The organism is Akkermansia biwaensis (assembly GCF_026072915.1).
GTDB classification, from domain to species: domain Bacteria; phylum Verrucomicrobiota; class Verrucomicrobiia; order Verrucomicrobiales; family Akkermansiaceae; genus Akkermansia; species Akkermansia biwaensis.
Genome location: NZ_AP025943.1, coordinates 1425897 through 1450073, shown reverse-complemented (window position 1 = coordinate 1450073; position 24177 = coordinate 1425897). Strand labels below are relative to the sequence as shown.

Genomic DNA, 24177 nt, shown 5'->3' with positions numbered 1-24177 from the left:
GAATGCGCCCCTTCTTCCACCATGCTGACCATTAAAAAACTTACGAAAGCCCACGCCGGACGCACCCTTTTCAGAGAAACGGAAATGACCATCAATTGGGGAGAAAGAGTCGCCCTGGTGGGACCCAATGGCGCAGGCAAATCCACCTTGTTCCGCATGATTCTCCGGGAAGATACGCCGGACGAAGGTTCCATCAGCCTGGACGAATATGCCATTGTGGGCTATCTGCCCCAGGAGGCCAGCGAACCGAAGGACGAGACCGTGCTGGAAATAGCGATGGGTATCACGCCTGAAATGGAACGGGCAATCCATGTCATCCGGATGAGCGAGAATGCCAATAAAACGGACACGCCGGAGTACGCGGAAGCAATTGACACGTTCAATGCCGCCAACGGCTACCAGCTGGAGCCCAAGGCCAAGAAGATTCTCAAAGGGCTTGCCTTCCGGGAAAGCGATTTTCACCGTCCCGCGCGGGAAATGTCCGGCGGATGGATCATGCGCGCCTATCTAGCCAAACTGCTGGTTCTGGAGCCGGACCTGCTGATGCTGGACGAACCCACCAACCATCTGGACCTTCTTTCCCTGCTCTGGCTCCAGCGCTACCTGAAAAATTATCCCGGCGCCATCCTGATGATTTCCCACGACCGGGATTTCATGGACGAGCTGGTGGAGAGCGTGTACGACATCGACAACGAGGAATTGGTGGAGTACCGCGGCAATTACACGGATTTCCTGAAGCAAAGGGATGTCCGCTTTGAACAGCTCCAGGCCGCCTACCGCAACCAGCAGAAGGAAATTGCGCACATTCAGGAGTTCATTGACCGTTTCCGCTCCATCAACTCCAAGGCGGGTCAGGTGCAGAGCCGCATCAAGCAGCTGGAAAAGATGAAAGTCATCCAAAAGCCGGTAGCACGCAGAAAGGTATTCAAGTTCAACTTCCCCCAGCCGCCGCGCAGTACGCAGAAAGTGATTGAGCTGGAAAAGGTGTGCCAGTCCTACGGCGACCACAAGGTCTATGAAAACCTGGATCTGCTGGTGGAAAGAGGGGAAAGGACCGTACTGGTGGGCCCCAACGGTGCGGGCAAATCCACCCTGCTGAAAATTCTCGCCGGCATCATCCCCATAGACTCCGGCAAGCGCATTCCCGGCACCACAACGCGCATCGGGTACTTTTCCCAGGCCCGCACGGAAAACCTGAATCCGGAGAATACCGTTCTGGAGGAAATCATGAAGTGCAATGCGGAAATCCGGGAGGAGGAAGCGCGTTCCATCCTGGGTTCCTTCCTGTTCCGCCGCCTGGATGTGGAGAAACGCGTCAGCGTGCTCTCCGGGGGAGAAAAATCGCGCCTCAGCCTGGTCAAATTCCTGGTGGACCCTCCCAACCTCCTGTTGATGGACGAACCGACCACCCACCTGGACCTCCTTTCCGTGGAGGCCCTCGTCCAGGCTCTGAAGCATTATGAAGGCACGCTGGTCTTCATCTCCCACGACGTGCACTTTATCCGCTCCCTGGCGGAAAAGACCCTGCACGTCAACCGGGGAACCATCACCACCTATGCAGGCGGGTACGATTATTACCTGGAGAAATCCGGGATTCTGGACGACGAGAAGGGCGGCATTACGGCGGAATAGTCCCCGTACGTCTTCTTTTCTCCTTGCTCCGCGTTCCTCCCTGCCTTACAAAGAGTAAATGAAGACTTTTTCCATTCCCGTCTTAAGTTTCGCCCTTCTGTCCGCCGCACCCCTGCTGGCTGATACCCCTGCCGCTTCCCAGGCTCCGCCGACATCCACCCCGGCTGCAACTGCCACCGGAAAGGAGTCCATCCCTTCGGTCGATTCACTCGTTAATCAGTCTTTTTCCCTGCTGATCAACATACAGCAGACCCTGGCCGCAGCGCAGGACAAGGAAAGCGCAGACAAAGCCGCCAAAACCCTGGAAGGCATTCAGAAAGACATCAAGCATTTCCAGGATATCATGAACAAACTCAACGACGCGGAACAGGAAAAGGCATTCGAATTGTTGGAAAAGATGGAAGAACGTGGAAAAAGGCTGGAAGAAAGCTGCAAACAGGAAGGCAAGCGCCTGGTGAAAGCTGATTTTTACAACTCCACCGCCCTGAAAGATGTGATGAATAATTCGGACGAATTCAGCGAATTCATTGAGCAGGACGAAGAAGAGGGAGGGCCTGCCGCCGGAGGGGACGAGCAGGAAGAGGAATAACACCCCGCATCTTCCGCGTTGCCCGGAAAACGGCCGTCCTCATCAAAAGGCCAGTCACGGAAATACGGTTCAAGCGGACCTGTCTGCCTGGGTAACATTGACCCTGGCAGCGCGGTTGACAGCCAAAAGTCCTAGCCAAGGGGCAGACTATCCGTTACACGGTTACGACGGATGGAAGGATTATCGTGTTTTGAATCTACGGCGTGATTAGGCAAGGGAGGCGAGCAAGGGACAGCCTACCCTGAGAGAAACGGAAACACCGGGTTCAGCTTCTTATTCCGCTCCATTTCAAGCTTGCCGGATAGGCGGAAAACGGGTTTACTGAAGGCAGCATGCAACAATTAGCAGGTAAAACAGCAATCGTCACCGGCGCAGGCCGCGGCATCGGCAACGCCATTGCCCGGCGCTTCGCTTCGGAAGGAGCCACGGTCATCCTGATCAGCCGCAGTGCGTCCAGCTGCGGAGGAGCCGCGGAAGAAATCAACAAGGAATTCCCCGGTTCATGCACGGCCTATCCCTGTGACGTGGCGGATTACGACGCGGTTCAGGAAACCGCGGCGGCCATCCTGGCAAACTTTCCGCAGATCGACATTCTGGTGAATAACGCCGGAATTACGCGCGACACCCTGATGCTCCGCATGAAGGAGGAAGACTGGGATTCCGTCATGGCCACCAACCTGAAAAGCGCCTTCAACATGGTGAAGGCCTTCCAGCGCGTTCTGATGAAATCCCCTGCGGGCCGCATCATCAACATGAGTTCCGTCGTAGGCCTCACGGGCAACATGGGACAGGCCAACTACGCCGCCTCCAAGGCAGGCCTCATCGGCTTTACCAAGTCCCTTGCCCAGGAATTCGCCAGCCGTAAAGTGACGAGCAACGCCATTGCGCCCGGCTTCATCGCCACGGACATGACGGACGCCATCCCGGAAAAGATCAAGGAGGAAATGCTCAAGAAGATTCCTCTGGGTTCCCTTGGAGAGCCGAATGACATCGCCTCCCTTACCGCTTTCCTTGCCTCCGACGATGCCCGCTATATCACCGGACAGGTCATCACCTGCGACGGCGGCATGACGATGTAAGGTCCGGATATCACTTTTCCATGCGCGGCATTTTCCTTGTTTCCTGCCTCCTCGGAGGAGGCGCCCTGCTGACAGGGTGCCGGGATGACGGCGGCCCCAGGCCGGCCACGGAAGATGCCGCGCGCATTACCGGCGCGCGCCAGTGGGGGGAAAGCCGCTCCGCTCTGCAAAAACGGGAACTGGAACGCGCCGCGGGACCGGCACTTCCCATCCCCGACGACCTGCCTTCTCCAGAACTGGTGGGAACCACGCGCCAAATTCATCAACTGATTGAATCAACGGGAACGCCGGCCCGGTTTGAATCCTATACGGAGGCCGTGCCCGCGGCGGGAGCTTCCCTGCGCATGATTGCCATTCCGGGGGGCTCCTTCCTGATGGGAAGCCCGGAGGACGAACCCCACCGCAAGCCGGACGAAGGCCCGCAGCATGAAGTGAGCATTTCTCCCTTCTGGATCTCGGAAATGGAAATCCCCTGGGAGCTTTATACTGCCTTCATGGAAAACGGACGCCCGCGTGCCAAAGACGGCCAGCTGCTGGAAGAGCAGCCGGACGACGAGCTCTGGGATGCCGTTACGCAGCCCACGGCGCCCTATACCGCCATGAACCTGGGCATGGGCCACGGCTATGAACACGGCATACCGGCCATTTCCATGTCCCATCACGCCGCCAGCAAATTCTGCGAATGGCTGAGCGCCCAGACGGGGCATTACTACCGTCTTCCCACGGAAGCGGAATGGGAATACGCCGCCCGCGCCGGAAATTCCGGCGCTTATTGCTACGGCAGTGGAGAAGACCGGCTGGACCGGTACGCATGGTATTGGGACAACTCCAACGACCGCTACCAGCGAACGGGAACCAGGGAACCGAATGCCTGGGGCCTGCGCGACATGCATGGAAACGTGGCGGAATGGGTTCTGGATTCCTACGTACCTGACGCTTACGGAAAAAGAGCCGGGAGTTCCGTGAAAGACCCGCTTGTCATCCGTCCCGGAACGCCCCACATCGTCCGGGGCGGTTCATGGGAAGATGATCCGGACCGCCTGCGGAGCGCCGCACGCCGCGCCAGCACGCCTGCCTGGAACCGGCAGGACCCGCAGAACCCCAAAAGCATCTGGTACCTGACGGACGGCGGAATGATCGGCTTCCGCGTGGTACGCCCCCTGCACATTCCGGACGTGATCACCATGCACCGCCTCTGGAATTTTTCCAAAGGGGAACCATAGGCAACTCTTCTCCGTGCACCGCCGCTTCAATCGGCGAATGACTGCACATCCGGAGTGCTCCAACATATTCCTCCGACTCGTTTATGGAATAATGGCCTATCCGGTACCTTATCCTTGCCTGGCTTTCGGATCAACAATCCGGGGCTGAAGGATAATCCATCAATGGAGCGTTCATGCACGCTGCGGCAAGGCATCAGCAGCGCAGCCGGATCTGGAAGATTCAAAGCTGCCGTGGCAGATTCCAAAGCCGTTTCCCACAGGTTTCCATAAAAAGGAATGACCATCTCTTGATTTTATCAAGAACTCCGTCCCTTTAATATCAGCAGGTTGATCAATATTTTCTTCATACTGTTCCTGCTGTTCCAGATGAAATAACGCATTTGAAATTCACTCATGCGAATTTGGAATCCGGCCTGTTTTTCATGCAGACTGAAGAAATTATGAAATCTATGTAAAACGAGGGATAACAAGCCCTCTGAAAGAAAGAACCAGTTCTACAACAAGCCAATGAATGTTAATTTTTTATGTAAACATAATATTGACAGTTAATATTTTTGGTTGTTGGCGGATTCCAAAACCGTTATGTAGGCAGGAAACAAGCAACCCTTCTTAAAGCCAGCCATGAAGAAAACATTGTCCATTCTAATGCTTACGGCAGGTCTCAGCGTAGCCGCCTCCGCAGCCACTACTCTTCTGGATCAGTCGATCGTGGGATATTCCGATTTTGATTCCCGCATTGCCGATTTCGGCACCCAGCGGGACTCCGTCACAATCACCACAAGTGGCGACAACTTGCTCCTGTCCGGTCCCGACGTCAAATTCAGCACGCCCGTTTCCGGTTCCGGCACGCGCAACAACATGACCGTTTCCATGGTCCTGGATTTGTCAAAACTCAATACCCCTGAAAGCTACACCGCTCTGTTCAACGCCAAAGGCGGAAGTACGAGCTGGGGTGTGGGCCTCAATTCAAACCGCACCTTGCAGGGATTGTGGAACAATGGAGCCTATTCCGGCGGCCCTACGACGACAACCCTGGGTACGGAAGGCACGCTGACCATTTCCGTGGTTACCGGAGAATCCGGAACCCGCATTTATCTGGGGGACGAGTCCGCCTATTATACTGCTGGTGCTCTGAAATTCGGCAATGTGGATATCACCCAGCTCCTGATTAACGCGGGAATGGCGGACGCCATTGAACAGCTCTATGTGCATGATTCCGCGCTTTCACAAGAGCAGATAGGCCAGCTCATGGCTGAAATAGCAAGCGTTCCGGAACCCGCCACTGCTTCCCTGAGCCTGCTGGGACTGGCCGCCCTGATGATGCGCCGCCGCAGAGCATAGGCTTTCCATCCTTTTTAATCTTTCTTTCGGGACTGCTCCGCCAAATACGGGGCAGTCCTTTTTTCATCTCTAAAAATGTTTACGCAAGGCAGGCGATACTGAAGGGTATTCTTTTCCGGTACTGTTTGCATTCATGCACAGCTGCTCTTCTTCCGTTCCGCACATTTCCAAATGCCGCGGTACATTCCCAGGCGTTTCCTGAACCAGAAAAGCGGAATTTTTCTTTTCATACCGTCCGTTTATTCCTGCGGTATCTTTAACGGAAAAATTTCCTCCTGAAGGGCTTCCGCTCCGGCGGCAATATCTTCAAAACGTGTTACGCACATTGATTTCCCGCCGTCTTTATCCTAGTCTGTCATTCATGGGTCCAAGGAGCCCGGCTCAATTAACAATCCCGACAACACATCGCCATGAAAATTGCCTTATCCATCGGCCACTCCCCAAAAGACGGAGGAGCGGAAACATATGATAAAAAATATTCCGAATATTCTTTCTGGAAGCATCATTTGCCCCTGCTGCAGGAGGAACTTCAGCAGATGGGGCACCAGGCGCCCATTGTCAACCGTTTCGATGCCGGAGGCACCACTCCGGGACATGCGGCCGCGGCCTGCAACAGCACCGGAGCGGACCTGGCCATTGAATTCCATTTCAACAGCGCGGATTCTCCCGCCGCCACCGGCACGGAGACCCTGTACTGGGAAAGTTCTCCCAAAGGCAAACTGGCAGCCGCGCTGGTAAACGATGCCATGGTGAAAGTTCTGGAACTGAAAAACCGGGGATTAAAACCGGTCAACAGACACAGCGCACGAGCCGTTTCCTACTTCGCCAAAACCAGAATGCCCGCCGTTCTGGTGGAACCGGCCTTCGCCGCTTCCAACCCGCAGGACAATGAACGGCTCCAAAACCGCGTCCGCGAATTTTGTGTGGAAGTCGCCCGTGCCATCAACGAGTGGAAGCCTTGACCGGCATCCTTCTTTTTCTGCGCTAACGGAAAGTCTTAGAGTTTTCCGGACCCGGCAGACAGAGCCGCCGGGCACTACAGCAACCCTGCTGATAGCTCATTTCCACCGCTTCCCTCCCGTTTTCAGAAACGGGTAAATGCCGCTATTCCCCCCTGCCCTGTTTCCAGGCAGGGACAGGGGGAACGGAAATTTTCCCTAACCCAGCCGGGCGGACACCTTCCGGAACTTGGGAGATTGGCTCATGAACGCCTCCGGATTGGACAAAAGAAGGCGATCCACTTCCGGCCGGGAAAAACCGCGCCCGTAAAGTTCGCAGGCCAGAGCAGTCAGCGCCAGAGGATCGGAATCTCCCCAGTCCGCCGCCGAATTGGCCCAGACCCGGTCCGTTCCGTACATTTCCAGAATATCCGCCGCACGTTTGGGATTGAGCTTGCTGGTCGGGTACAGGGTCAGGCCTGCCCAGTAACCGGCATCCTTCACCAGCGGGAACGTGTGTTCCTCGCAATGATCAATCAATACCCGGCCCGGCTCCAGTTCCGGACGATTTTTCAGGGCATCCAGAATCATGTTGGTCCCCTTGAGCTTGTCTTCCAGATGGGGAGTGTGAATCAGGACAAGCTGGTTGAGGCGGATGGCCAGGTCCAGATGCTCTTCAAAAATGGCCAGTTCCCGTGACGTGTTCCTGTTCAGTCCGATTTCCCCGACGCCCAGGACATTGGGCCGGTCAATGAACTCGGGAATAAGTTTCATCACTTCCCGCGCAAAGACTACGTCCTGCGCTTCCTTCGGGTTGATGCACAGCCAGGTATAATGATCCAGGCCGAATTTGGCTGCCCTGGCCGGCTCGCATTCCGTAAGCTGGACGAAGTAATCTCGGAACCCGTCCACGGAAGAACGGTCATACCCGGCCCAGAAGGCGGGTTCCCCCACGGCCAGGCATCCGGCCTGGGCCATGGAGCGGTATTCGTCCGTGGTGCGGCACACCATGTGAATATGTGGTTCAATGAAAGCCATGACGGTTATTTGTTCGGGTTCGGTGCTCCGCAGGCAGCCTTGGAGGCGGCGGTTTCAGCTATGGCGGCATCCCGGCAGGAAAGCGCTTCCAGCACGGCGCGGGCTCGCCCGGGGCCGGGGACGGACAGCAGCGGGAGTACTTCCAGCAATGCCCGGTAGCGGAAATCGGCTTCTCCTTCTCCTCTATCCACACGGTCCAGAAATGCGGCTACATCCAGCACGCCCGCACGCGCCGCGGCAAAGTCCGCGTCCAGAACCTCTTTTTTGCTCCTTTTCATGCAGTGACGATACGCCCGTGCGGAAAGCCCAGTCAAGCCGGAATGGGTAACAAATTTATAACTATTCCAAACTAGTGATTTGCAAGGGGTTCCCGCGCCTTTGCGAAAATCCGAAAAGCACCGGGAATTCAAGAAGAGGCTTGCCATCCGAACCTGAATCCGTCATCCTGTGGAGACGCATTTATTTCATTAGAGCGCCTATGAATGCACTAGTAAAAACCATATGTACATTCGTGACATCCTCCATCGGCCGCAAAATCATTGTGGCTCTGACGGGGTTATGTTTAGTCTTGTTCCTTGCGGGACACCTGGCAGGCAACCTCCTCATCTTCGGAGGGCCTGAGTGGATCAACACATACGCCCACGGCCTGCACTCCATGCCGGAAGCCGCCCTGTGGGGCATCCGCCTGGGCCTTGCGGTGATCTTCATCATCCACATCTGGCTGACCATCCAACTGAAGCTGGAGAACAACGCGGCCCGTGAACCCTATGTGTTCAAGAACACGATCAAGGCGACGCTCTCCTCCCGCTACATGATCTACACCGGCCTGACCATCCTGGTGTTCCTGATCTACCATCTCTACCAATACACCCTGCGCGTCGGCTATGATCCCGCACAATACGTCGCCTACATCTCCGACGGCAACGTGGAGACATTCGACGTTTACAGGATGATTGTCAACGGGTTCAGCAACGTATGGTGCTCTGCGTTCTACATCCTGGCCATCCTGATGCTCTTCAGCCACCTGCGCCACGGCGTGCAGTCCATCTTCCAGACGGTGGGCCTTGACTCCCGGAAAATCCGCCCCGTGTACAACTTCATCGCCATCGCTTACGGCGTGGTGATCTGCGCCGGCTTCATCTCCGTGCCGGTGTCGGTTCTTTTGGGTATCATCAAATAACCTCAACTCACTGCAAAGACATGATTAATTTTCCCGTAAGCGATTGGATGCCGGACGCCAATATCCCCTCCGGCCCTATTCAGGACAAATGGTCCAAGTACAAGCTTGAAGCCAAGCTGATCAACCCGAACAACAGGCGCAAGTACACCGTCCTGATCGTGGGTTCCGGCCTGGCCGGCGGTTCCGCCGCTGCGACTCTGGCCGAACTCGGCTACAACGTGAAGTGCTTCTGCTACCAGGACAGCCCCCGCCGCGCCCACTCCATCGCGGCCCAGGGCGGCATCAACGCAGCCAAGAACTACCAGAACGACGGCGACTCCGTGTACCGCCTGTTCTACGATACCGTGAAGGGCGGCGACTTCCGCGCCCGCGAAGCCAACGTGTACCGCCTGGCGGAGGTATCCTCCAACATCATTGACCAATGCGTCGCCCAGGGCGTTCCCTTCGGCCGCGAATACGGCGGCCTGCTGGACAACCGCTCCTTCGGCGGCGCCCAGCTCAAGCGCACCTTCTATTCCCGCGGCCAGACCGGCCAGCAGCTCCTGCTGGGCGCGTACCAGGCCATGGAAAAGGAAATCGCCAAGGGCCACATTGAAATGTTCACCCGCCATGAAATGATGGACCTCGTCATCGTGGACGGCGAAGCCAAGGGCATCGTAACCCGCGACCTAGTGACGGGGGAAATCAAGTCCTACGCCGGCGATACCGTGCTGCTCTGCACGGGCGGCTACGGCAACGTGTTTTTCCTGTCCACCAACGCCATGGGCTGCAACGTGACCGCCGCCTACAAGGCGTACAAGCGCGGCGCATTCTTTGCCAACCCCTGCTTCACGCAGATCCACCCCACCTGCATTCCGGTGAAGGGGGACTACCAGTCCAAGCTGACGCTGATGTCGGAATCCCTCCGCAACAGCGGCCGCATCTGGGTGCCCAAATCCCGCGAGACGGCGGAAAAGATCCGCAAGAAGGAAATCAAGCCCTCCGACGTTCCCGAAGAAGAACGCGATTACTATCTGGAACGCAAGTACCCCTCCTTCGGCAACCTCGCTCCGCGCGACATTTCCTCCCGCGCCGCCAAGGAGGCCTGCGACGACGGCCGCGGCGTGGCCATCACCGGCAAGGGCGTATTCCTGGACTTTGCTGACGAAATCAAGCGCATGGGCCGGGAATGGATCGACGGCCAGTACGGCAACCTCTTTGACATGTACGAGGAAATCACGGACGACGATCCCCATGAAACGCCCATGATGATCTACCCCGCCTCCCACTACACCATGGGCGGCCTCTGGGTGGACTACAACCTCATGTCCAACGTGAAGGGGCTGCACGTCCTCGGTGAAGCCAACTTCTCCGACCACGGCGCCAACCGCCTGGGCGCTTCCGCCCTGATGCAGGGCCTGTCCGACGGCTACTTCGTCATCCCCGCCACGCTGCCAACCTACCTGACGTCCACCAAGCCCGGCGCCGTCACTACGGCCGCTCCGGAATTCAAGGCCGCGGAAGACGCTGTGAAGGAACGCATCAACAAGCTGCTCAACGTCAAGGGCACCAAGACGGTGGACTCCTTCCACCGCGAACTGGGGCTGATCATGTGGGACGACTGCGGCATGGCCCGCACGGAAGAAAGCCTCATGCGCGCCATTGAACGCATCCCGCAGCTCCGGAAGGAATTCTGGGAAAACGTACTCGTTACGGGCACGGCGGAAGGCATCAATGCGGAACTGGAAAAAGCCTGCCGCGTAGCGGACTTCCTGGAATTCGCCCAGCTCCTTTGCTACGACGCCCTGAACCGCCAGGAATCCTGCGGCGCCCACTTCCGCGTGGAATACCAGCTGCCGGACGGCGAAGCCAAGCGCAACGACGAAGAATACGCCTATGTGGCCGCCTGGGAATACGCCGGGGTGGACGAACTGCCGATTCTTCACAAGGAACCGCTGACCTTCGACAACGTGCACCTTGCCATCCGCAGCTACAAGTAAAAATAGCCACTACATTAACACTTAAAAGAAAGATTATCACATGGCTAAAACAATCAATCTCACCCTCAAGGTCTGGCGCCAGGAAAACAAGGATGCCAAGGGCCGCATTGAGACTTACGCCGCCAAGGATATCCCGGTGGACGCCTCCTTCCTGGAAATGCTGGACATCGTCAACGAAGGTCTGGTGAAGGAAGGCAAGGAGCCCATCCACTTTGACCACGACTGCCGGGAAGGCATCTGCGGTATGTGCTCCCTGACGATCAACGGCATCCCCCACGGACCGGAACGCCAGGTGACCACCTGCCAGCTTCACATGCGCAAGTTCAAGGACGGCGATACCGTCTGGATCGAGCCCTTCCGCGCGAAGGCATTCCCGATCCTGCGGGACCTGATGGTGGACCGTTCCGCCCTGGACCGCATCATTGCCGCCGGCGGCTACATCGACGTGCGCACCGGAGCGGCCCCGAATGCCAACAACATCGCCGTGGAAAAGGTGAAAGCGGAAGCCGCCTTCGACGCCGCCGCCTGCATCGGCTGCGGCGCCTGCGTGGCTTCCTGCAAGAACGCCTCCGCCATGCTGTTCACCTCCGCCAAGATTGCCCACCTCAACCTTCTGCCCCAGGGCCAGCCGGAACGCACCAAGCGCGTCCTGGCCATGATGAAGCAGATGGAAGCGGAAGGCTTCGGTAACTGCACGAACCAGTATGAATGTGAAGCGGCCTGCCCGAAGGGCGTGAGCGTGGACAACATTGCCCGCCTCAACCGCGACTTCATCCGCGCCAATGCCAAGGAAGGCCTCTGCTACTAAGAGGACTTTCAGCAAAATCCCCATCAAGGGGCTGTTCTGCCAAAAGCGGAACAGCCCCTGTTTTTTTAAATCCCTTTTGAAACACCGCCGTCTTTCAGCGATGACGGTTACTGAGAATAGTATTCAATCATGCCGCCTTCACCGGAAAGGCAGGAAATTCTTTCCCCGTCCTCCGCACGGACGGAGCCATGCAGAGTCAGCCGGGATATCCACCACGTCTTTTCCCGCTTGTCTGCGGAACGGGAATCAAGCTCTCCCAGTCTTAACGGCTATCCGTCCCAAATGAAACGCGAGACTCCTCTCTGAACAATGCGCTCGCCAGGGAGGAAAAACTTACTCCCTGTTCCGGGAATCCATGAAGATTGTCACGGGGCCGTCATTGACCAGGGAAATCTGCATGTCCGCACCGAATTCCCCGCTCTCCACCCGGCCTTCCAGCAGTGCGGCCAGTTCCTCCTTGAACCGTTCATAGAGGGGAACGGCATGATTGGGTCTCGCGGCGCGGATGAAGGAGGGTCTGTTCCCCTTTTTGGTGGAAGCGTGCAGCGTGAACTGGCTGACGACCAGGGCTCCTCCCCCGATGTCCTTCACAGAGAGGTTCATCTTTCCCTCTTCATCGGAAAAAATGCGCATGTCAGCCGCCTTTTTGGCCAGCCAAAGCGCGTCCTCTTCCGTATCCGCCTCCTCAATGCCTATCAAAATCATCAGCCCGCGGCCCGTGCGGCCCGCACAGACTCCCCCGATATGGACGGCGGCTTCCGTCACCCGCTGGACGACCAGCCTCATTGTTCCGTTCCCTTCTCCCTGATGATAGTTACCTTGGTGCCCGGCCTCGTCAGCATGGCCAGTTCATTGCAGTCCTGCCGGTTCAGATAAAATCCGGGGGAACGGGGAGCTCCGTTTCCGGCTTCGATGACATATCCTCCGGCGGCCAGCAGAAGGGTCTTGTCCGCTGCGGGATAGTGCTTGTCGTAAATGGAAAAGGAAGCCTGTTCATCCTTGACGGTCGTCTCAAAATTCTTTCGCCCCGTGTCCTTCATGGCCACCATGGAATAGGCCTTCACAAAGTTTTCCCCGTCGTACAGGCAGACTTCCTTTTCAGGCACGTTGACCACCACATGAAAGTTAAGGGGACGGTATTTGAATACATCCCCGGGCTGAAGGGAAGGAACATCCATCAGGCCGTTCAAATGCACCAGCATGGCCGGGGAACATCCCAGCTTTTTGACCATGCGTATCCAGGTATCTCCCCTTTTGACGGTGTATTCCTTCACGTCCGGCCCATTGGGGTCCAGAACCTGGCGGATGCGCAGCGCCCCGATGAGATCCTTGGCCTCCCGACCCACCACGCCGCCCTGGTTCACCAGGGGCTGGAGCAGTTCCAGGGCTTGCGCCAGACTGCCGCGATCCATCAGCCTGCGCGCTTCTTCAAGGGCTGCCGGACGGCGCGGCCAGAGGGAGTAATTCTCCCCGTCGGCCAAAGTGGCCTGGGCGCAGAATACCGCTACCAGAAGGCTACAGCAGGCCCTTGCGCTTGAAGTCGAAAATGTTGATCTCATGGGATTTTTGTATCATTTCCACGGTGAATTTCAAGAGGGAGACCTCCCATGCGTCATCCACCCCTTCCACAAGGGCCATGAACGTGTCCTCTCCGTTGCGCACCTGGTCCAGCAACCGGCCGCGAACGGATTCAAGCGGTTCATGCAGGATTTCCTCCCGCACCTCCGACCTCTTGAACCGGAATCCATATTCCAGCAGGGTCAGGAAACCGGGACCATTTTTGGACAGCCAGTCAAAAAAGCGTTTGGCCTCCCCGGAAAAACCCTCCGTACTGACTTCATTGTAAATGGAGGGGCGTATGATCTTGGGCTTTTCCGCCTCCACCCAGCCGCTGCGCACGCGCACCACGTCAATCTCGTCCATCACTTCGGAGATCAGGAGGAAATTGAACCGGGTATCGCCGAACGTGTCTATGCGGCGGTCCGGTTCATACACCACGCGGGTCATTTCCGCCGCGTAGCGAATGTCGTCACGGGAATAGGGGGGCAATTCACTCATGGCAGAAAGGCGGGAACCGGGCTTATCCCATGAAAAAGCGGCTCCCTTGCAGAATTACAGGGAAGCCGCTTTTTGTATAAAGGATTTCAGCAGTTCAACTTAGCCCTGAACTTTTTCGATGTAGGCAACGACGTCTGCCACGGACTGAAGTTTTTCCGCTTCTTCGTCAGGCACTTCGATGTCAAAGTTTTCTTCGAAAGCCATCACAAGTTCAACGGTATCCAGCGAATCAGCACCGAGATCCTCGATGAATTTCGCATCAGCAGTCACTTTATCGGATTCAACGCCAAGTTGGTCAACGATGATACTTCTTACTTTTTCTTCGATGCTGTTATCAGACATGATATTTATTGTTAAGGTTCATGGATACTACATGCGGCATGCACGTTTTGCAATACCTATTTATGAGTTTTTACGTGTCATCTATCATGCCACCCGGAGGAAAATCCCTTCTGAAGCAGGCTCTTGCACCACTTTTCAAAGATTAAGCCCGGCAACCATCCGCAGGCCGTTCAGCGTAATATCCGGGTCCACATGGTCGATGCGCGGCACTCCCCGGGCAATCAGGGCCGCATCTCCGCCGGTAGCCACCACCGTGGGACGCTTCCCCATTTCCTCTTCCAGCTTCGCCAGAATTTCCTTCACCATGCCGCGGTAGCCGTACACGGCGCCGGAATGCATGGCTTCCACCGTGCTTGTTCCGATGGCATGTTTCGGCTCATGGGGTTCGATGGCGGGCAGCAGGGCCGTATTGCGCGCCAGGTAATCCCCCATGCTGGCCAGCCCGGGGGCAATCGCTCCGCCCAAATAAGTACGCTCCGGGCCGATCACGTCAAACGTCACGGCCGTTCCGAAGTCAACCACAATGCACGGATAACCGTAATAGGCCACAGCCCCGGCGGCATTCGCCAGCCTGTCCGCACCGATCTGGCGCGGGGAAGGATAGTCTATGCCCACGCCCAGCCGGGAATCGCAGGAAAGAAAATGGCTCGGCCTGGTGAGCCAGTTCCGCAGAACATCCGCCACGCGGGGCACCACGGAACACACGACGGCGGCATCATAGTGAAGTCCCTTGAGGGCGTCGTCCAGCCGTTCCTCGCTCACTTCCCGGGTGGGAATCATGCGCCGCTCCTTCAGCAGGGCCTCCGGGGTGGAGAGCACGAATTTGGTGCGCGTATTGGAGTTGTCGATCAGCAGATAGGTCACGGGAATCAGTTAGTACGTTCCGCCGCCAGATTCAAGGCCAAATCCGCTATCTTTCCGCTTCCTCCGGTCATATCCGCCTTCAGCAGGTTTTCATGCAGGAGCCTCCATGGCGCTCCTCCGTCCGCCATCATGTTCTTCAGGGCTTCCGCCAATGCGGCGGCATCCTGCACATGGCCGCCGCCGCCCAGGGTCTCCAGCAGGCGGGCGTTTCCCTCTTCCTGTCCGGGCAGAAGAAAATTCACCAGCATGGGCCTCGCGGCGGCCAGCACCTCATGCACCGTAGCGCCTCCGGCCTTGCCGACCACCACATGGTTTACAGTCAGGTACGAGGGTACGCAGCGCGTCCAGCCGCGCACGGTCAGCCTTTTACCGTATTTCGCGCGCAAATCGCGGATATGGGGATAAATCCTCCTGAATTTGCGGCCCAGGATGCAGGTCACATACACGGCGGGGTCGGCCTCCAGCATGGCCTCCAGCTCTTCACGGGCATGCCGGAAAGAACGCTGGGCAAAATAAAGAACGCGGAACGGTTCCCCCGGCTTCCAGCAAATGGGATGCTTCCGGACCGCCTCCAAACAGGGATTTACGGGAAAACCGGTCACGCGAATTCTTTCCGGATCAATTCCCTTTCCCGCCATGACGTCCCGCGTCCATGAATCCGTAACGGCAAAAAGAGGAGAATCCGCACACAACCACGACTTGTTGATAACAAAGGAGTCCGTCACCACGGTGATATACGGCACGGCGCGTCCCGTACGCGCGGCGATGGAATCCAGCATGTAGGGATACACCATGTATGTGCAGACAACGGCGTCCGGCTTCCATTCCAGCAGCAGCCGTTCCAGCAGCCCTTCCACCGGGCCCAGGCCCTTGACGGGCTTTTCCGCCATGTTGCGCCGGTCGCTCACGTCGTACATCAGCTTCCAGAGGCCGGGCATGCGGGAAATGATCCAGAGATATCCCGCGCGGGTCATCCGGAACGTAGCGGGCATGGCCTCCGCGCACAAGTCAACGAGGCGCGTTTCCGCCCTGCCCCTCATCGCCTCTTCCACGCCGCGGGCGGCGGAATTGTGCCCCTCTCCATACCCTGCGGTGATGATCAACATGCGCGGCAGCCTTCCATGCTCCATGGGTAAACATATACCATATTCCTTCCAATCGGAAAGAACTTCTTTCCCCACGAACCGGGCCGCCGGGAGGCGGACGACGGCGCACCGCCGCGGCATAACGTAAAAAACCGGTTCCCCGCAGCGATATTCCCTTCCTGTCTCCCGATTTAACATTGACCTGCGCAGGCCGGCAAGGCAATCTCCCTGCCATGCGCATCGTCTTCATGGGCACGGGCGACATTGCCATTCCCGCCTTCCGCAGCCTGATCCGGCACACGGATCTGGTAGGGCTGGTCACGCAGCCCGACCGTCCGGTGGGCAGGCACCAGATTCTCACGGCCCCTCCCATCAAGAACATTGCCCGGGAAGCGGGCATCACCGTGTTCCAGCCGGCCTCCCTGAAGGCGCCGGAATCCCTGGCGGGCCTCAGGAGGCTGAATCCGGACCTGATCGTGGTCATGGCGTACGGGCAGATTTTAAGCCAGGAAGTAATCGACATGGCCCCCATGGGCTGCATCAACGCCCACGCCTCTCTGCTCCCGCGCCACCGCGGAGCCGCCTGCATCCAGTCCGCCATCAAATCGGGGGATTCCCATACGGGTGTAACGATCATGCACATCGTCAAAAAACTGGATGCCGGAGACATTATCGCCCAGATCAGCATGCCCCTGGACGGCACGGAGACCGGCGGCAGCCTGCACGACAAACTGGCGCAAATGACCCCGGACATTCTTCTTCCCGTTATCCATTCCATTGAAAAGGGAACGGCCGCACGCGTACGGCAGCAGGAAATTCTGGCCACATACGCGCCCAAGCTTCTGCGGGCGGACGGCAAAATAGACTGGACCGTTCCCGCCGAGGAAATCGGACGGATGATCCGGGCCTACGATCCCTGGCCGGGCACCTTTACCAACTATTGGAACCGCAAGGGGCGCATCCGCAACATGAAAATCTTCCCCGGCTTCACCATCGTGCCGGAGGTTTCCGGCAAACCGGGCCAGGTGCTTTCCGCCGGGGAGCAGGGATTGCTGATCGCCTGCGGTGAAGGAGGCCTGCTGGTGACGGACGTTCAACTGGAAGGCAGCACGCGCATGAACATTGCACAGCTCATCGCGGGGCACCCGAATTTGAAAGACATCCATTTCGACGTGTAAATGGCCAAGTCATTTTCCATGGAAAGCCTGAACGCGGCCCAGCGCCGGGCCGTTCAGACCCTTCAGGGGCCTGTCCTGATCCTGGCCGGAGCGGGAACGGGAAAAACGCGCACCGTCACCTGCCGCATTGCCCACATGGTGGACAGAGGCATCAGCCCGAAAAGCATCCTGGCCGTTACGTTCACGAACAAGGCCGCTCTGGAAATGAGGGAACGCGTAGGCCAGATGGTGGACCGGAAGGCGGCGCGCCAGATCATGGTCAGTACTTTCCACTCCCTGTGCGTGCGCATCCTGAGGGAGGACATAGGCCGTCTGGGCTACAAGACCAACTTCACCATTTACAGCGGGTCCGAGCAGAGCGGCCTGATCCGCCGCCTCATCGTCCGTCACGGAGGCATTAAGGAAAAAATCGGGCCCAAGGATGTACTGTCCGCCATGAGCCGGATGAAAAACAACGGCCTCGGCATTGACTCCATTGAAGACAACCTGACGGCCAACATCGCCGCCTCCTACCAGCGGGAGCTTCAGGCCCAGAATTCCGTGGACTTTGACGACCTGCTGATTCTGGCGGACAAACTGCTGAAGGAACACCCGGATGTCCGGGCGGCCTGGCAGCAGCGCTTCCGGTACATCACCGTGGACGAGTTCCAGGACACCAACAGCCTGCAAATGAGCCTCCTCGGCCACCTGGTTGGCCCGGATCACAACGTCTGCGTAGTGGGGGACGACGACCAATCCATTTATGGATGGCGCGGCGCCCAGATCAGCAACATCCTGGAATTCGAACGCTTTTTTCCAAATCCCTCCGTCATCAAGCTGGAGGAAAACTACCGCTGCACCGCCCCCATCCTGGACACGGCCAACGCCCTGATACGGCACAACCTGGGCCGCAGGGACAAGACGCTGCGCGCCCACAAGGGCGGCGGAGACCCCGTACGTCTCATCTCCATGCCCGGCGATGCGGAAGAGGCGGAATTCATCATCACGGACATTGAAAACGTCCGCAGGCAGGAAGAACGCCCCTGGGAGGATTTCGCCATCCTGTTCCGGGCCAATACCCAGAGCCGCGTCATTGAACAAACCCTGCGGGAACACAAAATACCCTACCGCATGGTGGGAGCGCAGAGTTTTTTCGACCGCAAGGAGGTGAAGGACCTTATCTCCTATCTGGCGACGATTGAAAACCCGCAGGCGGACGAATACCTGCTGCGCATTCTCAACACCCCGCCCCGCGGCATCAGCGACCTGACGGCCCAGCTTGCCATCGACTGGAGCCGGGAACACGGCAACAGCGTCTGGGCCGCCCTGCAGGACGAGGAATTCCTGGAAACCCTGACCACCCGCGCCCGCAACAGCATTCAGGAATTCAATGAGCTGATCACCAAATACATCGACATTTTCCAGGACAGGGAAACCAACTTCGGAGATGCCATGGAACAGCTCATTGAGGAAACGGGATTCAGCGACTACGTTACCCGGCTGTGCAAGACGGAGGTGGAAACACAGAAGCGCCTCGTTTCCATCGGAGACGTGAAGGCCTCCCTCCGCAATTTCTGGCAGCCGGAAAAAAGCCTGAGGGACTACCTGGCCCAGGTTACCCTGGACAAGGAGGACAATGACGACGATGTGGAAAACAAGCCGGGCGTCTGCCTGATTACCATGCACGCCGCCAAAGGACTGGAATTCCCCGTCGTTTACCTCGTAGGACTGGAGGAAGGAATCCTGCCGCACAAACGCTCGCTGGAAGACGGCAACTGCGACGAGGAACGGCGCCTGCTTTATGTGGGCATCACGCGTGCGCAGGAAAGGCTCATGCTGACCTACTGCGCCACGCGCCTGCGCTACGGAGACCGCATGCCCTGCCAGCGTTCCTCTTTCCTGAGCGAAATTCCCCCCCACCTGATGGAATATTCCAAATGGGAAGACCTGATGAATGCGGAAGCTACGGAAGAAGAATCGGAGAACTTCTTCGACTCCCTCCGCAGCATGCTTCTGGAAGATGAATAGCATCCGGCACAGCCGGGATCCCTTCATGAATACAAAGGTTTGCCTTAATTAACGAACGCGCGGCGCATCAGCAGGAAGAGCGCTCCCAACAGGCACGGACCAGCCGTTGCGGGCTCAAGAAGGGTCAAGACGGAAACACCGTCGGTTACCGCCATGGAGGGGATGCCGCCCTTGGCATCCAGTCCAAGCAATCCGTTGGAAAAATCCGTATTGATAAAGGACTGGCACGCAGAATCCGTTTCCCGCTGTCAGGTCGTCACGAAGGGGGCTCCGGACAATAGAATCTCCGGGCCGCCGCTGCCGATATGCGGCAAGTCCACAACCTGTCCGTCCCTATCCGGCAGACAGGTGCCTTGAATATGGAATTCTGTTCTCTCCACATTCACGGGATGATCTGAATGCCATGGAGAGAGAGGGGACATACCGCTCCCGGTGAAGGCAGGGGAAATGGTATGGGAACCGTTTTTCGGCAAACCTCCAGGAAAAACATCCCCGGCATCAACCGGGCCGCTCACATTCCACTCCGGTTTTTCCTTCCTTCCCCGGATCGTTTTCCCGGAATCAAGAGAATAGCCATGAGCTTGCTTCTACAGGTTCAAACTTCCGGTATCGGTTTCCATTCCGGCAAAAAACAGGGATATGCCGGAAAGTTCGGTCCATCCGGAATTCCCGTCCGTCCATGTCCCCTGGATCGCGAAAAGAGAATTGTCCGTTGTTTCAGCGCGCGGGACATATGGCCGGAAATAAAGGTTGCTCCGGCTGTGCCGTTTGCCATGTTCCAATGGCCGGAATAGACATTCCCATTTTCTCCGGACGAGGTCATCGCTGTTTTGGACCGGCCAAGGGAACAGCACAGAAGCGCAAGGCATGGCATTACATAGAAACGCATTTTCATATTATCAAGGAACAGGGGCTGTTATTTACTATTGCTCTCTCATCGGCAGGCAATGAAATCTTTGACTCCAATCTCTCATGAAAATTAGGGAGACTGGCAAAAAGTACGGGGGACAATCTTACGAGAAGCCATCCCCATCTATCTTTCAACAGATTGAAAAAACAGAACCTTTGTCCTCAGTTCCACCATCATGTGATTTTCACTTCCGTTTATTCCAATGACGGAAGCATTCCGGGCACAAAAAAATCCCCCCGGCGCAACCGCCGGGAGGATGAAAGAAATTCCTGTCGCCTTACATCACCAGAAGATGATGTACAGGGCAACCGTTGCGGCAACCACGAACCAGCCAAAAACCTTGGCACGGGAAGAAGATTGCAAGGCTACCACTCCCCTGTCGGGCAGGACGATGGCCTGGCCCCCGCGGGCGGTATTCACGGCCGTAAAGATGAAGCCGATGATCACCACAGTGATGAAGCAGATGGCCATGCGGTTCAGGAACGCCATTTCCGGCTGCCAGATCTTCAGGAAGCCGTATAGGGCGGCATTGATGACGATACCCAGCCAGCCAAAGATACGCGGACACTTGGGCACAAAGAAGCCGAAGAGGAACACGCACAGGGCGCCCGGACTCAGGAAGCCCTGGAATTCCTGAATGAAGTTGAAGATGCCGCCGAAGGCCGGGCTGTCCAGGAACGGGGCAATGCACAATGCAATCAGGGCGCACACCAGCAGGCCTATCTTGCCGACGGTGACAAGCTCCGTAGGTTTCGCATTCCGGCGCAGCTTGTTGTAAATATCCATCGTAAAGATGGTGGATGCGGAGTTCAGCATGGACGCCAAGGAAGACACCACTGCCCCGAAAAGGGCGGCGAGTACGAACCAGGTCCACCCCGTACCGGGCAGCAGTTTCCTAATCAACGTGCCGAAAGCGGAATCATAGTCAAAACCTACCAGCGTATCCGTCAAATAATAATTGTCCGTATCGCTTGCAGCAGGCTTGATGATCTCGTCATTGAGAGTGGCGATTTTTGCCACAAAGGGAGCGCGTTCCGCCAGCGTGGTTTGTTCATTGGCGGCGTCCGCCTTGAGTTCGTCACAGGCCTGTTTCAACTCGGTCATCACGTCTTCACCGGCCTTCATGACCGTAGCGTTGTGCAGGGCGTGGGCGCACCCGGCTTCCACGTTTTCTACCAGGAAGCTGTCCGTGATCCTGTAAATGACGGGACGCCCCTTGACGACGGCGGCATCCTTCGTCTTATCGATTTGCTTCTCATACTTGACTTCCGCCTGTTCCTTCAGATCATTGCGGTACAGATTGTAGGCCAGAATGCCGGGTACCACCACCACGAACGGGATGATCAGCTTGAGGAAAGCGGCGAACACGATGCCCATCTGTCCTTCCGCCAGGGACTTGGAAGCAAGCGTACGCTGCATGATGTACTGGTTGAGGCCCCAGTAGAAAAAGTTGGGAATCCACAGGCCCAGGCAAAGGGCCGTCCACGGGATTTCGGCATCGTCCGCCGGACGAATCATGTGCAGCTTGCCGCCCACGGTATTCACACCGCTCGTGGCATCCCCGGAGTTGAGCTCAAAGAAACGCGTCACCCCGTGCCAGAGGCTGTTGGAGGGGTCTCCCAGAGAAGCCACCGTAGCGCCGGAATTGGCGGCTGCGGACTGCACCAGGTGGTTCGGGTCGGCCCCGCTCAGGGCCATCAGGGCAAAATAGGCCACCACGCCGCCGCCTACAATCAGGGCGGCACCCCAGAACAGGTCCGTCCAGGCGCAGGCCTTCAAACCGCCCACGAACACATACACGGTACTGCAGAACGCAATGATGATGCAGCCGACGGTAATGTTGCCGAAGTCGATGCCCATAGCGGTGTACCCGGTAAAGAATACGGAAATCACCTTGGCCCCGGCATAAATGACGCCGGCGGTCGGCACGCCCACCAGAATAAGCAGCGTGGCAATAGCCATCAGGGAACGCGCCGCAGTATCATAGCGCTGTTCCAGGAATTCCGGAATGGTGTACACACCGCCTTTCAGCAATTTGGGAAGGAAGCAGAAAGCCACGATCACCAGCGTAATGGCGGCCAGCCATTCATACCCGGCAATCGCCATGCCCACCCAGTTGGCGGCCTTGCCGGACATGCCCACGAACTGTTCCGTGGAAATGTTGGCGGCAATCAGAGAAAAGCCGACGAGCCACCAGGTCAGGCCGCGGCCGGCCAGGAAATAGTCGGAAGCACCCTTCGTCTTCTTCTCTTCCTCCGTCTCCTGCGGATCACGGCTCTTCCAGATACCCAGGGCAATGACGCCCACGACCACCACGCAGAACAGAATGACTTCCGGCATGGAAAGAGGTGCCGCCGTCACCGGTTCCTTGGGTTCCTCAGCCTTTTGGGCGGCGTTTTCCACAGCCACGGGAGAGGCTGGCTGGATTTCAGCGGCTGGCTGCATTTCCGCAGCAGGCGTCAAAGCCGGAGCGGACAGCGTGGGCTGGGCGTCCGGAGCTGTTGCAGGAACGGCCCCCTCCTGGGCGGCGGCGCCCCACGTCATCAGGGCCACAGCCCCGAGTATGGTTGCTAGTTTTCTCATAATCAGTGTGGATTAAGCTTGGTACAATACACGGGCGCCTTCACCGGCGCTCGTCACGAGGTAGGTGGTTTCAATCCCTGTTTCCTGGCAATAGGCCTGGAGCAGTTCCTGCGCTACCTTGTCCACGTCTTCCGTCTTGACCAGGGCGACGATGCAACCGCCGAAGCCGCCGCCCGTCATGCGGGCGCCGTAAACGGAAGAAGCGGAAGGAATGCGGTCACAAAGGGAAACCAGAGTATCCACCTCCGCACAGGAAACTTCATAATCATCGCGCAGGGAGGCATGGCTGCCGCGCATGGCTACGCCGGCTTCATCCCAGTCGCCGCGGGCGAGGGCATCCGCAAAAACGGCCACCCGGGCGTTTTCACCGATGACGTGGCGGGCACGGCGGTAACGTACGTCGCCAAGCTGTTCCTTGAAGGATTCCAGCAATTCCAGGGAAGCTTCGCGCAGGGAAGGCACCCCCATGATGGCGGAGGCTTCCTCGCACTGCTTGCGGCGCTGGCCGTAGGCTCCGTCCGCCAGGGAATGCTTCACGGCACTGTCCAGAACCAGCACGGAAACGGAATCGTTATTCATCGGCACCAGCTCATATTCCAGAGTGGCGCAATCCAGCTTAAGGGCCATGCCCTTCTTGCCGTTGGCGGAAATGAACTGGTCCATGATGCCGCAGGGCACATTCACGAACTCGTGTTCCACGGCCTGCCCGATCAAGGCTACCTCCTTGGGATCAATCCTGACACCGGCAAAGGCGGCCAGTGCGGTGCAGACGGCGACTTCCAGGGCGGCGCTGGAAGAAAGGCCGCCGCCGCGAGGCACGTTGCTGTCAATCAGCATGTCCACCGGGCCGATTTCTATGCCGCGCCGATGCAGATTGGCCAGCACGCCGCGCACGTAATTGGACCAGAACGGCTCGCCGGGAACCAGGGCATCCTCCACGGCAATTTCATGTATCTGGTCTCCCAGAGAACCGCAGAAGCGATGTTTGCTGACAGGGGAAGGAGCTACTGCGACGACACAATGATTGTCCAGAGCCATGGGCATCACAAAACCATTATTATAATCCGTGTGCTCGCCAATGAGGTTCACACGTCCCGGTGCCGCTGCCACATGAGTTGGAGCCTGACCGAAATACTCGATGAAATACGGAGTCACCGTTTCTTTAGAGATTTCTCGCTGAACTAAATCCATAGTGGGCTGATTCTGCCCCAACGCCTCCCGCACCTCAAGGTTAAAGTCTCCGCCCGGCCTCAAATCACTTCATTTTTCACCAAACTTTTGAGGTTTTCTCGAAAAAGATCGGCCGATGCCATGACGGGCATGGGACAGACCGCGGAAAAATA

22 protein-coding genes are annotated in these 24177 nt (G+C 57.5%); 12 read left to right on the top strand and 10 right to left on the bottom strand.

Going from position 1 to position 24177, the window contains the following annotated elements:
- The first annotated feature begins 21 nt into the window (after positions 1–21).
- The 6 genes from OQH67_RS05920 (at position 22) to OQH67_RS05895 (ending at position 6826) form a co-directional block, all read left to right on the top strand.
- Positions 22–1632: an ABC-F family ATP-binding cassette domain-containing protein gene (locus OQH67_RS05920; protein ID WP_215435600.1), complete on the top strand. Its 1611-nt coding sequence runs from the start codon at positions 22–24 to the stop codon at positions 1630–1632.
- Between the two features lie 58 nt (positions 1633–1690).
- A complete protein-coding gene (locus OQH67_RS05915; protein ID WP_215435601.1) occupies positions 1691–2221 on the top strand; it encodes a hypothetical protein in 531 nt (176 codons plus the stop codon).
- A gap of 332 nt (positions 2222–2553) precedes the next feature.
- Positions 2554–3300 (top strand): 3-oxoacyl-[acyl-carrier-protein] reductase, encoded by a 747-nt coding sequence (fabG, locus tag OQH67_RS05910; RefSeq protein ID WP_067572333.1) that lies wholly within the window; start codon positions 2554–2556, stop codon positions 3298–3300.
- A gap of 20 nt (positions 3301–3320) precedes the next feature.
- Positions 3321–4523 carry a formylglycine-generating enzyme family protein gene (locus OQH67_RS05905; protein WP_215435602.1) on the top strand — a complete coding sequence of 401 codons (1203 nt, stop codon included), beginning with the start codon at positions 3321–3323 and terminating at the stop codon, positions 4521–4523.
- Positions 4524–5144: 621 nt separating this feature from the next.
- Entirely contained in the window at positions 5145–5864 is a 720-nt protein-coding gene (locus tag OQH67_RS05900; RefSeq protein ID WP_215435603.1) for a PEP-CTERM sorting domain-containing protein, read from the top strand.
- 410 nt (positions 5865–6274) lie between these two features.
- A complete protein-coding gene (locus OQH67_RS05895; protein ID WP_215435604.1) occupies positions 6275–6826 on the top strand; it encodes an N-acetylmuramoyl-L-alanine amidase in 552 nt (183 codons plus the stop codon).
- Between the two features lie 195 nt (positions 6827–7021).
- Here the strand turns inward: OQH67_RS05895 and OQH67_RS05890 are convergent, their stop codons facing one another.
- On the bottom strand, positions 7022–7840 hold the full coding sequence (locus tag OQH67_RS05890; RefSeq protein ID WP_215435605.1) for a TatD family hydrolase: 819 nt from the start codon (positions 7838–7840) through the stop codon (positions 7022–7024).
- A gap of 5 nt (positions 7841–7845) precedes the next feature.
- Complete coding sequence (locus tag OQH67_RS05885) at positions 7846–8118, bottom strand: hypothetical protein (RefSeq protein ID WP_067572321.1); 273 nt, start codon at positions 8116–8118, stop codon at positions 7846–7848.
- Positions 8119–8351: 233 nt separating this feature from the next.
- Here OQH67_RS05885 and OQH67_RS05880 point away from each other — a divergent pair, with 233 nt between their 5' ends.
- Genes OQH67_RS05880 through OQH67_RS05870 form a run of 3 tightly spaced genes read left to right on the top strand, consistent with a single transcriptional unit; the run spans position 8352 to position 11807 of the window.
- Positions 8352–9020, top strand: a complete 669-nt coding sequence (locus tag OQH67_RS05880) for a succinate dehydrogenase cytochrome b subunit (protein WP_167506753.1) — start codon at positions 8352–8354, stop codon at positions 9018–9020.
- Positions 9021–9040: 20 nt separating this feature from the next.
- A complete protein-coding gene (locus OQH67_RS05875; RefSeq protein ID WP_067572317.1) occupies positions 9041–10999 on the top strand; it encodes a fumarate reductase/succinate dehydrogenase flavoprotein subunit in 1959 nt (652 codons plus the stop codon).
- A gap of 40 nt (positions 11000–11039) precedes the next feature.
- Entirely contained in the window at positions 11040–11807 is a 768-nt protein-coding gene (locus OQH67_RS05870; protein ID WP_067572315.1) for a succinate dehydrogenase/fumarate reductase iron-sulfur subunit, read from the top strand.
- A 333-nt stretch (positions 11808–12140) separates the two neighbouring features.
- Here the strand turns inward: OQH67_RS05870 and dtd are convergent, their stop codons facing one another.
- From dtd to OQH67_RS05840, 6 genes are all read right to left on the bottom strand, one after another.
- Positions 12141–12593 carry a D-aminoacyl-tRNA deacylase gene (dtd, locus tag OQH67_RS05865; protein WP_215435606.1) on the bottom strand — a complete coding sequence of 151 codons (453 nt, stop codon included), beginning with the start codon at positions 12591–12593 and terminating at the stop codon, positions 12141–12143.
- Complete coding sequence (locus OQH67_RS05860; RefSeq protein ID WP_215435607.1) at positions 12590–13366, bottom strand: LysM peptidoglycan-binding domain-containing protein; 777 nt, start codon at positions 13364–13366, stop codon at positions 12590–12592. Before OQH67_RS05860 ends, dtd begins: the two co-directional genes overlap by 4 nt.
- A complete protein-coding gene (locus OQH67_RS05855) occupies positions 13323–13865 on the bottom strand; it encodes a hypothetical protein (protein ID WP_067572309.1) in 543 nt (180 codons plus the stop codon). The genes OQH67_RS05860 and OQH67_RS05855 overlap by 44 nt, the downstream gene beginning before the upstream one ends.
- A 99-nt stretch (positions 13866–13964) precedes the next feature.
- On the bottom strand, positions 13965–14207 hold the full coding sequence (locus tag OQH67_RS05850; RefSeq protein WP_012420022.1) for an acyl carrier protein: 243 nt from the start codon (positions 14205–14207) through the stop codon (positions 13965–13967).
- Positions 14208–14342: 135 nt separating this feature from the next.
- Positions 14343–15071, bottom strand: coding sequence for a type III pantothenate kinase (locus OQH67_RS05845; protein WP_215435608.1), 729 nt, complete (start codon positions 15069–15071; stop codon positions 14343–14345).
- Between the two features lie 5 nt (positions 15072–15076).
- Entirely contained in the window at positions 15077–16177 is a 1101-nt protein-coding gene (locus OQH67_RS05840) for an MGDG synthase family glycosyltransferase (protein ID WP_215435609.1), read from the bottom strand.
- A gap of 212 nt (positions 16178–16389) precedes the next feature.
- On the opposite strand from OQH67_RS05840, the gene fmt reads away from it, so the two are divergent.
- The 3 genes from fmt (at position 16390) to OQH67_RS05825 (ending at position 20317) form a co-directional block, all read left to right on the top strand.
- Positions 16390–17334, top strand: a complete 945-nt coding sequence (gene fmt / locus OQH67_RS05835; RefSeq protein ID WP_215435610.1) for a methionyl-tRNA formyltransferase — start codon at positions 16390–16392, stop codon at positions 17332–17334.
- Positions 17335–19341, top strand: a complete 2007-nt coding sequence (locus OQH67_RS05830) for an ATP-dependent helicase (RefSeq protein ID WP_265145695.1) — start codon at positions 17335–17337, stop codon at positions 19339–19341. It abuts the gene before it with no gap.
- Between the two features lie 679 nt (positions 19342–20020).
- Positions 20021–20317, top strand: a complete 297-nt coding sequence (locus tag OQH67_RS05825; RefSeq protein ID WP_215435612.1) for a hypothetical protein — start codon at positions 20021–20023, stop codon at positions 20315–20317.
- A 216-nt stretch (positions 20318–20533) separates the two neighbouring features.
- Here OQH67_RS05825 and OQH67_RS05820 read toward each other — a convergent pair whose 3' ends face one another.
- Positions 20534–22591, bottom strand: coding sequence for a sodium:solute symporter family transporter (locus OQH67_RS05820; RefSeq protein WP_343195908.1), 2058 nt, complete (start codon positions 22589–22591; stop codon positions 20534–20536).
- A 255-nt stretch (positions 22592–22846) separates the two neighbouring features.
- The gene (gene galK, locus OQH67_RS05815; RefSeq protein WP_215719876.1) at positions 22847–24025 is read right to left on the bottom strand and encodes a galactokinase; all 1179 of its coding nucleotides are present in this window, start codon (positions 24023–24025) and stop codon (positions 22847–22849) included.
- Positions 24026–24177: the final 152 nt, after the last annotated feature.